Origin of the sequence: Micromonospora sp. HK10 (assembly GCF_000982955.1) — a bacterium.
Taxonomy (GTDB): Bacteria; Actinomycetota; Actinomycetes; order Mycobacteriales; family Micromonosporaceae; genus Micromonospora.
The window spans coordinates 1-2254 of sequence record NZ_KQ058756.1 but is presented as its reverse complement, the minus strand read 5'-3'; the positions used below and the strand labels follow the sequence as shown (position 1 = coordinate 2254).

Below are 2254 nucleotides of genomic sequence, written 5' to 3'. Positions count from 1 at the left end.
GGATGGCCGTGGGTGTCGACCCGGGTGAACGGGCCGCCGGGGGGCCGGAACCGGTCGAGGCGGCCGGGCGCGGGCGCGAAGTCCCGGTCCGGGTCCTCCACGTTGATGCGGGCCTCGATCGCCACGCCGCGCGGCCGGATCTGCTCCTGCCGCCAGCGCAACGGCGTCCCGGCGGCGATGTGCAGCTGCTCGTGGACCAGGTCGAGCCCGGTGATCAGCTCGGTGACCGGGTGCTCCACCTGGATCCGGCAGTTGATCTCCAGGAAGTGGCACTCCTCCGCCGCGTCGACCAGGAACTCGAAGGTGCCGGCGCCGGTGAAGCCGACCGCCAGGGCCCCGCGCAGCGCCGTCTCGGCCAGGGCGTCCAGGGTGGCGGGGCGTAGCGCCGGCGCCGGGGCCTCCTCGATGAGCTTCTGGTGGCGGCGCTGCACCGAGCAGTCCCGGGTGCCCAGGTGGATGCCGTTGCCGTGGGCGTCGCAGAGCACCTGCACCTCGACGTGCCGGGCGTCGGTGAGGTACCGCTCGACGTACACCCGGTCGTCGCCGAAGGCGACCTGGGCGGCGGCCCGGGTGCGGGCGTACGCCCGGGGCAGCTCGACGGCGGAGCGGACCACGCTCATCCCGCGCCCACCGCCGCCCGCGGCGGCCTTGATGATCACCGGGTAGCCGATCCCGGCGGCCACCTCCAGCGCCTCGGCGGCCGTCGGCAGGGTCCGCACGCTGCCCGGCGGCAGCGGCAGCCCGGCCTCGCTCATCAGCTCGCGGGCGGTGGACTTGTCGGCCAGCGCCGCCATCACCTGCGGCGACGGGCCGACGAAGGTGAGCCCGTTCTCCGCGCAGATCTCGGCGAAGTCGGCGTCCTCGGAGAGGAAGCCGTAGCCGGGGTGCACGGCCTGCGCGCCGGTCTGCCGGGCCGCCTCGACGATCGCGGCGGCGTTCAGGTAGCTCTGCCGGCTGGCCGCCGGTCCGATCCGGACCGTCTCGTCGGCCAGCCGCACCGGCAGCGAGTCGGCGTCCGCGCTGGAGTGCACCACCACCGTCCGTACGCCCAGCTCCCGGCAGGCCCGCAGCACCCGCAGCGCGATCTCGCCGCGGTTGGCGATCAGCACCTTCTCGAACATCACCCGGCCCGCCCGGTCAGCGGTTCCAGGGCGATCAGCGGCTGGTCGTACTCGACCGGCTTGCCGTCCTCCACCAGCAGCTCCACCACCCGGCCGGCCTGGCCGGCGGTGACCTCGTTCATCAGCTTCATCGCCTCCACGATGCCGACCACCTGCCCGGGCCGGACCACGTCGCCGACGGCCACGAAGGGCGCGGCGCCGGGCTCCGGGGCCCGGTAGTAGGTGCCCACCACGGGCGCCCGTACGGCCGGCCGGTCCGCGCCGGCGACCGGCTCGGCCACCGGCCGCGCGGCCGGTTCCGGCTCGGCCCGGGGCGCGGGCGCCGGCGCGGCCGAGCTGTGCCACTCCACCTCCAGCACCGTCCCGCCGCTGCGCAGCCGCACCCGGCGTACCGGGCCGGCCAGTTCGGCCACGAGCTGGCGGGCCTGCCGGCACAACCCCTCCAGTACCCCGTCCGGGTCCGGCGCGGCGCTCACCGGGTCGTCCCCGTGGCGCGGGCGGCGCCGTAGCGGCGGAACCGGTTGCGGCGGTGCCGGACCAGGGTGGCCGTCGGCACGTCGAGCAGGCCGGCGAGGTGGCCGGCGACGGCCCGGCCGAGCAGGTCGGCGGCGGCCGCCGGGTCGCCGTGCGCGGCCGGCGTCGGCTCAGGCACCACCTCGTCGACCACCCCGAGCCGGCACAGGTCGGCGGCGGTGAGCCGCAACGCCCGGGCGGCCTGCGGGGCGGCGGAGCTGTCCGGCCAGAGAATCGCCGCGCAGCCCTCGGGGCTGATCACCGAGTAGACGGCGTGTTCCAGCATCAGCACCCGGTCCGCGACGGCGAGCGCGAGCGCCCCGCCGCTGCCGCCCTCCCCGGTGACCACCGCGACCACCGGGGTGGGCAGCACGCTCAGCGCCAGGATGTTCTCGGCGATGGCCGCGGCCTGTCCCTGCTGCTCCGCGCTCACCCCCGGGTCCGCGCCCGGGGTGTCCACCAGGGTCACCACGGGCAGGCCGAGGCGGGCGGCCAGCCGCATCAGCCGCAGCGCCTTGCGGTGCCCGGCGGGACTGGCCATGCCGAAGTTGCGGGCCACCAGCTCGGCCGTGGTGTGTCCCTTCTGGTGGCCGATCACCATCACCGGCCGCCCGTCCAGC

3 protein-coding genes are annotated in these 2254 nt (G+C 76.6%); all 3 read right to left on the bottom strand.

The window, feature by feature from the left end; genetic code table 11:
• Nucleotides 1-1121, bottom strand: a 1121-nt coding sequence (locus LQ51_RS09590; protein ID WP_046564366.1) for an acetyl-CoA carboxylase biotin carboxylase subunit, incomplete at its 3' end; no start/stop codon positions are given.
• The gene (gene accB / locus LQ51_RS09585) at nt 1121-1597 is read right to left on the bottom strand and encodes an acetyl-CoA carboxylase biotin carboxyl carrier protein (protein ID WP_046564365.1); all 477 of its coding nucleotides are present in this window, start codon (nt 1595-1597) and stop codon (nt 1121-1123) included. The genes accB and LQ51_RS09590, both read right to left, overlap by 1 nt.
• Nucleotides 1594-2254, bottom strand: a 661-nt coding sequence (locus tag LQ51_RS09580; RefSeq protein WP_046564364.1) for a carboxyl transferase domain-containing protein, incomplete at its 5' end; no start/stop codon positions are given. The genes LQ51_RS09580 and accB, both read right to left, overlap by 4 nt.